Source organism: Streptomyces sp. MK37H (assembly GCF_018035285.1).
GTDB classification, from domain to species: domain Bacteria; phylum Actinomycetota; class Actinomycetes; order Streptomycetales; family Streptomycetaceae; genus Streptomyces; species Streptomyces endocoffeicus.
Genome location: NZ_JAAAYH010000074.1, coordinates 20,844 through 27,649 on the forward strand (window position 1 = coordinate 20,844; position 6,806 = coordinate 27,649).

Genomic DNA, 6,806 nt, shown 5'->3' on the forward strand with positions numbered 1-6,806 from the left:
CTTTAACCACGACAGACGGAAGGCACTGATGTGAACGCCCTGGTACAGGTGGCGGCTGAGGAGAGTGAGAACCCCCTCATCCCGCCGATCCCGGAGCTGGTCATCGGCCTGATCGCCTTTGCCATCGTCTTCATCTTCCTCGCCAAGAAGCTCCTCCCGAACATCAACCGGGTTCTGGAGGAGCGCCGCGAGGCGATCGAGGGCGGCATGGAGAAGGCCGAGGCCACTCAGGCCGAAGCCCAGCAGGTCCTCGAGGACTACCGAGCCCAGCTCGCCGACGCCCGTCACGAGGCCGCGCGACTGCGCCAGGAGGCGCAGGAGCAGGGTGCCGCGCTCATCGCCGAGATGCGCGCGGAGGGCCAGCGGCAGCGTGAGGAGATCATCGCCGCCGGTCACTCGCAGATCGAGGCCGATCGCAAGCAGGCCGCTCAGACCCTGCGCCAGGACGTGGGCAGGCTCGCCACCGACCTGGCCGGCCGGATCGTCGGTGAGTCGCTCGAGGACGTGGCCCGGCAGAGCCGCACCATCGACCGGTTCCTCGACGAGCTCGAGGCGAAGGCGACCGATGGCTCGAAGGCCGAGGCCGGCCGATGAACGGAGCGAGCCGGGAGGCACTGGCAGCCGCGCGCGAGCGCTTCGACGCCCTGACGGACAACACCGCCGTCGACGCGACGAAGCTCGCCGATGAGCTGGCCGCCGTCACCGCGCTGCTCGACCGCGAGGTCTCGCTGCGCCGGGTCCTCACCGACCCGGCGCAGCCCGGCGAGGCCAAGGCCGAGCTGGCCGCGCGGGTGCTGGGCGGGCAGGTCGGCGGCGAGACCATCGACCTGGTCTCCGGCCTGGTCCGGTCCCGCTGGTCGCGCTCGCGCGACCTGGTGGACTCGCTCGAGGAGCTGGCCAGCGCCGCCGACCTGGTCGCGGCCGAGCGGGCCGGCACCCTCGACGACGTGGAGGACGAGCTGTTCCGGTTCGGCCGGATCGTCTCCTCCTCGTCCGAGCTGCGCGGTGCGCTCACCGACCGGCGCGCGAGCGTCTCCGCCAAGTCCGCGCTGGTCGGCGAGTTGCTCGGCGGCCGCGCCGACCAGCGGACCGAGCGGCTGGTGATCCGTCTGGTGACCCACCCGCGGGGTCGTAGCCTGGAGGCGGGTCTCGACGAGCTGTCCAAGCTGGCGGCGGCGCGCCGGGACCGTACGGTCGCGGTCGTCACCTCCGCGGTGCCGCTCAGCGACCGGCAGAAGCAGCGGCTCGGTGACGCACTGGGGAAGCTGTACGGACGGAAGATGCACCTGAACCTCGATGTGGACCCCGAGGTCCTCGGCGGGATCTCGGTGCGCATCGGCGACGAGGTCATCAACGGGACCATCGCGGACCGCCTCGAAGAGGCGACCCGGCGGATGGCCGGCTGACACAGCCACCAACTCAACAAGCATGTAAGCGGCCCGAGTTGGGCCGTAGTCAAACACTTCGGGCCCAACAAGGAGAGCAGGGAACCCAGATGGCGGAGCTCACGATCCGGCCGGAGGAGATCCGGGACGCACTGGAGAACTTTGTCCAGGCGTACAAGCCGGACGCGGCCTCGCGCGAGGAGGTCGGTACGGTCAGCGTTGCCGGCGACGGCATCGCGAAGGTCGAGGGTCTTCCCTCGACCATGGCGAACGAACTGCTGAAGTTCGAGGACGGCACCCTCGGCCTCGCCCTCAACCTCGAGGAGCGCGAGATCGGTGCGGTCGTCCTCGGCGAGTTCAGTGGCATCGAGGAGGGCCAGCAGGTGCACCGCACCGGCGAAGTCCTCTCGGTAGCCGTCGGCGAGGGCTACCTCGGCCGCGTCGTCGACCCGCTGGGCAACCCGATCGACGGCCTCGGCGAGATCGAGACCGAGGGCCGCCGCGCCCTCGAACTGCAGGCCCCCACGGTCATGGACCGCAAGTCGGTGCACGAGCCGATGGAGACCGGCTACAAGGCCGTCGACGCGATGACCCCGATCGGCCGTGGCCAGCGTCAGCTGATCATCGGCGACCGGCAGACCGGCAAGACCGCGCTGTGCGTCGACACGATCATCAACCAGCGCGACAACTGGCGCTCCGGCGACCCGAAGAAGCAGGTCCGCTGCATCTACGTCGCCATTGGCCAGAAGGGCTCCACCATCGCGTCCGTGCGCGGCGCGCTGGAGGAGGCCGGCGCCCTGGAGTACACGACGATCGTCGCCGCCCCGGCGTCCGACCCGGCGGGCTTCAAGTACCTGGCCCCCTACACCGGCTCGGCCATCGGCCAGCACTGGATGTACGAGGGCAAGCACGTCCTGATCGTCTTCGACGACCTGTCCAAGCAGGCCGACGCCTACCGCGCGGTGTCCTTGCTGCTGCGCCGCCCGCCGGGCCGTGAGGCCTACCCGGGCGACGTGTTCTACCTGCACTCCCGGCTGCTGGAGCGCTGCGCCAAGCTCTCCGAGGAGATGGGCTCCGGTTCGATGACCGGTCTGCCGATCGTCGAGACCAAGGCGAACGACGTGTCGGCGTTCATCCCGACCAACGTCATCTCCATCACCGACGGCCAGTGCTTCCTGGAGTCCGACCTGTTCAACGCCGGTCAGCGCCCGGCCCTGAACGTCGGTATCTCGGTCTCCCGCGTCGGTGGTTCCGCTCAGCACCGGGCCATGCGCCAGGTCTCCGGCCGCCTCCGGGTGGACCTCGCCCAGTACCGCGAGCTCGAGGCGTTCGCCGCCTTCGGCTCGGACCTGGACGCGGCCTCCAAGGCGTCGCTGGAGCGCGGTGCGCGCATGGTCGAGCTGCTGAAGCAGGGGCAGTACGCGCCGTTCTCCACCGAGGACGAGATCGTCTCCATCTGGGCCGGCACCACCGGCAAGATGGACGATGTCCCGGTCGAGGACATCCGCCGCTTCGAGCGGGAGCTGCTCGACTACCTCCACCGTGAGCACAAGTCGCTGCTGACCAGCATCGTCGAGGGCGGCAAGATGTCCGACGACACGATTCAGGCGCTGGGCGAGGCCGTGGACTCCTTCAAGCGGCAGTTCGAGACCTCGGGCGGCAAGCTGCTGGGCGAGGACTGAGCGCATGGGTGCCCAGCTGAGGGTCTACAAGAGGCGGATCAAGTCCGTCTCCGCGACCAAGAAGATCACCAGGGCGATGGAGATGATCGCCGCCTCGCGCGTCGTCAAGGCGCAGCGCCAGGTGGCCGCGTCGACTCCGTACGCCACCGAGCTCACCCGGGCGGTGGGCGCGGTCGCCAAGGGCTCCACCACCCAGCACGCGCTGACCACGGAGAGCGACAACCCGACCCGTGCCGCGGTCCTGCTCATCACGAGCGACCGGGGTCTCGCGGGCGGCTACTCCTCCAACGTGATCAAGGCGGCCGAGGAGCTCACCGAGCGGCTCACCCGTGAGGGCAAGGAGGTCGACGCCTACATCGTCGGCCGCAAGGGCGTGGCGTACTACTCCTTCCGTGAGCGCAAGGTCACGGAGTCGTGGGGTGGCTTCACCGACAACCCCACCTACGCGGACGCCAAGAAGATCGCGGGCCCGCTGATCGAGGCCGTCCTCAAGGACACGGCCGAGGGCGGCGTGGACGAGCTGCACATCGTCTTCACCGAGTTCGTCTCGATGCTGACGCAGACCCCGGTCCAGGACCGGCTGCTGCCGCTCAGCCTCGCGGAGAAGGCGGAGGAGCAGGAGAAGAAGGGCGAGATCCTCCCGCTCTTCGACTTCGAGCCGTCGTCCGAGGACGTCCTGGACGCCCTGCTGCCCCGGTATGTCGAGGCCCGTATCTACAACGCCCTGCTCCAGGCCGCCGCCTCCAAGCACGCGGCGACCCGGCGGGCGATGAAGTCGGCGACCGACAATGCCGAAGAGCTCATCAAGTCGCTCACGCGGCTTGCCAACGCGGCCCGCCAGGCCGACATCACCCAGGAAATCAGCGAGATCGTCGGTGGCGCGAGCGCTCTGGCCGACGCCTCCGCGGGGAGTGACTGACACTATGACCACCACTGTTGAGCCAACCGCTGTGGCCGCCGGCCGCGTCGCGCGGGTCATCGGCCCGGTCGTCGACGTGGAGTTCCCCGTCGACGCGATGCCGGAAATCTACAACGCGCTGACCGTCGAGGTCGCCGACCCGGCGCAGGAGGGTGCGAAGAAGATCCTGACCCTCGAGGTCGCCCAGCACCTGGGCGAGGGTCTGGTCCGCGCCATCTCCATGGAGCCCACCGACGGTCTGGTCCGCCAGGCCGCGGTGACCGACACCGGCGACGGCATCACGGTGCCGGTCGGCGATGTCACCAAGGGCCGGGTGTTCAACACCCTGGGCAAGATCCTCAATGAGCCCGAGGCCGAGTCCGAGGTCACCGAGCGCTGGTCCATCCACCGCAAGGCCCCGGCGTTCGACCAGCTCGAGTCCAAGACCGAGATGTTCGAGACCGGTCTGAAGGTCGTCGACCTGCTGACCCCGTACGTCAAGGGCGGCAAGATCGGTCTGTTCGGCGGCGCGGGCGTCGGCAAGACCGTCCTCATCCAGGAAATGATCATGCGTGTGGCCAAGCTGCACGAGGGCGTTTCCGTGTTCGCCGGTGTCGGCGAGCGCACCCGTGAGGGCAACGACCTGATCGAGGAGATGGCCGAGTCCGGCGTGCTCCCGCAGACCGCGCTGGTCTTCGGCCAGATGGACGAGCCCCCGGGCACCCGTCTGCGCGTCGCCCTGGCCGGTCTGACCATGGCGGAGTACTTCCGCGATGTGCAGAAGCAGGACGTGCTGTTCTTCATCGACAACATCTTCCGCTTCACCCAGGCCGGTTCCGAGGTCTCGACCCTGCTCGGCCGGATGCCCTCCGCGGTGGGCTACCAGCCGAACCTGGCCGACGAGATGGGCATCCTCCAGGAGCGCATCACCTCGACCCGCGGTCACTCGATCACCTCGATGCAGGCGATCTACGTCCCCGCGGACGACCTGACCGACCCGGCCCCGGCGACCACCTTCGCGCACCTCGACGCGACCACGGTGCTCTCCCGGCCGATCTCGGAGAAGGGCATCTACCCGGCGGTGGACCCGCTGGACTCGACGTCCCGGATCCTGGACCCGCGCTACATCTCGCAGGACCACTACGACTGCGCCTCGCGCGTGAAGTCGATCCTGCAGAAGTACAAGGACCTCCAGGACATCATCAACATCCTGGGCATCGACGAGCTCGGCGAGGAGGACAAGCTCACCGTCTTCCGCGCCCGCCGTATCGAGCGCTTCCTGTCGCAGAACACCCATGCGGCGAAGCAGTTCACCGGTCTCGACGGATCGGACGTGCCGCTGGACGAGTCCATCGCCGCGTTCAACGCGATCGCCGACGGTGAGTTCGACCACTTCCCCGAGCAGGCGTTCTTCATGTGCGGTGGCCTGGACGACCTCAAGGCCAAGGCCAAGGAGCTGGGCGTCTCCTGAGCCCGGTAGCTCCGCGAGAGGGGTGGGCCCGGTCCCGCCCCTCTCCGTACGCCCGTTATTCTTTGACGAAAGCCCTGCCCGACCCGGCGGGGAGAGACCCGAGGAGCCACGTTGGCTGCTGAGCTGCACGTCGAGATGGTCGCGGCGGACCGTAGTGTCTGGTCCGGTGCGGCCACCCTGGTCATCGCGCGCACCACATCGGGTGACATCGGCGTCATGCCCGGCCACCAGCCGCTGCTCGGTGTGCTGGAGTCCGGCCCGGTGACCATCCGTTCGGTCGACGGCGGAACGGTCGTGGCCGCGGTGCACGGTGGGTTCATCTCGTTCTCGGACGACAAGCTCTCACTGCTGGCCGAAGTCGCGGAGCTGTCCGATGAAATCGATGTGAAGCGCGCGGAGCGGGCGCTGGAGCGTGCCAAGTCGGAGGCGGACGCCGCCGCCGAGCGGCGCGCCGACGTCCGGCTGCGCGCGGTGGCGGGAGCGCACTGAGCCTGTCACGTACGGTCGGAAAACCTCAGCCGCGGACCTCGCTGGAGCTCCCCTTCAGCGGTCCGCGGCTGAGGCGATGCAGGTGCGGTTTTTCCGGATGACGCGAGGAGGTCGGTGAAGATGGTCCTCGCTCTGCTTGTGGGCGGCGTGGTCGTCGCGCTGGTGGTGGTGGGACTCTTCGTCTTCGGTCTCCGGCGGCGGCTGATCCAGCGGTCCGGCGGAACCTTCGACTGTTCACTGCGCTGGGATCCACCGCCAAGCGAATCCGAGCCCAGCGGCAAGGGCTGGGTGTACGGCGTCGCCCGCTACAACGGTGACCGCGTCGAGTGGTTCCGGGTCTTCTCCTACGCGCCGAGGCCCCGGCGGATGCTGGAGCGCGCCTCGATCGAGGTGCTGGAGCGGCGCACCCCCAAGGGCGAGGAGGAGCTGGCGCTGCTCTCCGACGCGGTGGTGCTCGCCTGCCGGCACGGCGGCACCCGGCTGGAGCTGGCCATGAGCGATGACGCCCTGACCGGCTTTCTGGCCTGGCTGGAGGCCGCGCCCCCCGGCCAGCGCGTCAACGTGGCCTGAGCGAGTCGGAGGAAGTCCGCTGCGGTTCGGGCAGCGCCCCGAAGGGGCGCGGGGCTGTATCGATGTGCGGCTCCACCGCGTGGGCGCGACCAGCCACGACGGCGCCGCGGTCGGCCGACGACACATCGCGGCACTCCCCGCGGAGCGCTCAGCGCACGCCCAGTTCCTGGGCCAGCACCGCGGCCTGGACCCGGCTGCGCAGCTCCAGTTTGTTCAGCAGCCGGCTGACATGCGTCTTCACCGTCGCCTCCGCCATGGTGAGCCGCTCCGCGATCTGCGCGTTCGACAGCCCCTGCCCCAGACAGGCCAGC

8 protein-coding genes are annotated in these 6,806 nt (G+C 69.2%); 7 read left to right on the forward strand and 1 reads right to left on the reverse strand.

The window, feature by feature from the left end; translation table 11 throughout:
• Positions 1-30: 30 nt before the first annotated feature.
• The 7 genes from GWI24_RS13665 to GWI24_RS13695 all read left to right on the forward strand — a co-directional run bounded on the left by GWI24_RS13665 (position 31) and on the right by GWI24_RS13695 (position 6,495).
• The gene (locus tag GWI24_RS13665; protein ID WP_037951034.1) at positions 31-594 is read left to right on the forward strand and encodes a F0F1 ATP synthase subunit B; all 564 of its coding nucleotides are present in this window, start codon (positions 31-33) and stop codon (positions 592-594) included.
• Positions 591-1,406, forward strand: coding sequence for a F0F1 ATP synthase subunit delta (locus GWI24_RS13670; RefSeq protein WP_210946216.1), 816 nt, complete (start codon positions 591-593; stop codon positions 1,404-1,406). Before GWI24_RS13665 ends, GWI24_RS13670 begins: the two co-directional genes overlap by 4 nt.
• Positions 1,407-1,495: 89 nt before the next feature.
• On the forward strand, positions 1,496-3,067 hold the full coding sequence (atpA, locus tag GWI24_RS13675) for a F0F1 ATP synthase subunit alpha (RefSeq protein WP_210946217.1): 1,572 nt from the start codon (positions 1,496-1,498) through the stop codon (positions 3,065-3,067).
• A 4-nt stretch (positions 3,068-3,071) separates the two neighbouring features.
• Positions 3,072-3,986 carry a F0F1 ATP synthase subunit gamma gene (locus GWI24_RS13680; protein WP_210946218.1) on the forward strand — a complete coding sequence of 305 codons (915 nt, stop codon included), beginning with the start codon at positions 3,072-3,074 and terminating at the stop codon, positions 3,984-3,986.
• A gap of 4 nt (positions 3,987-3,990) precedes the next feature.
• A complete protein-coding gene (atpD, locus tag GWI24_RS13685; RefSeq protein ID WP_210946219.1) occupies positions 3,991-5,436 on the forward strand; it encodes a F0F1 ATP synthase subunit beta in 1,446 nt (481 codons plus the stop codon).
• 111 nt (positions 5,437-5,547) lie between these two features.
• Positions 5,548-5,925 (forward strand): F0F1 ATP synthase subunit epsilon, encoded by a 378-nt coding sequence (locus GWI24_RS13690; RefSeq protein ID WP_037951023.1) that lies wholly within the window; start codon positions 5,548-5,550, stop codon positions 5,923-5,925.
• A 120-nt stretch (positions 5,926-6,045) separates the two neighbouring features.
• The gene (locus tag GWI24_RS13695) at positions 6,046-6,495 is read left to right on the forward strand and encodes a DUF2550 domain-containing protein (protein WP_210946220.1); all 450 of its coding nucleotides are present in this window, start codon (positions 6,046-6,048) and stop codon (positions 6,493-6,495) included.
• Positions 6,496-6,643: 148 nt separating this feature from the next.
• Here GWI24_RS13695 and GWI24_RS13700 read toward each other — a convergent pair.
• A partial coding sequence (locus tag GWI24_RS13700) for a response regulator transcription factor (RefSeq protein WP_210946224.1) occupies positions 6,644-6,806 on the reverse strand: 163 nt, incomplete at its 5' end.

What these genes read in the sequence shown, in the direction of transcription:
- GWI24_RS13670 (WP_210946216.1), top strand. Translation starts at nt 591, where the DNA reads ATGAACGGAGCGAGCCGGGAGGCACTGGCAGCCGCGCGCGAGCGCTTC.
- atpA (WP_210946217.1), top strand. Translation starts at nt 1,496, where the DNA reads ATGGCGGAGCTCACGATCCGGCCGGAGGAGATCCGGGACGCACTGGAG.
- GWI24_RS13680 (WP_210946218.1), top strand. Translation starts at nt 3,072, where the DNA reads ATGGGTGCCCAGCTGAGGGTCTACAAGAGGCGGATCAAGTCCGTCTCC.
- atpD (WP_210946219.1), top strand. Translation starts at nt 3,991, where the DNA reads ATGACCACCACTGTTGAGCCAACCGCTGTGGCCGCCGGCCGCGTCGCG.
- GWI24_RS13695 (WP_210946220.1), top strand. Translation starts at nt 6,046, where the DNA reads ATGGTCCTCGCTCTGCTTGTGGGCGGCGTGGTCGTCGCGCTGGTGGTG.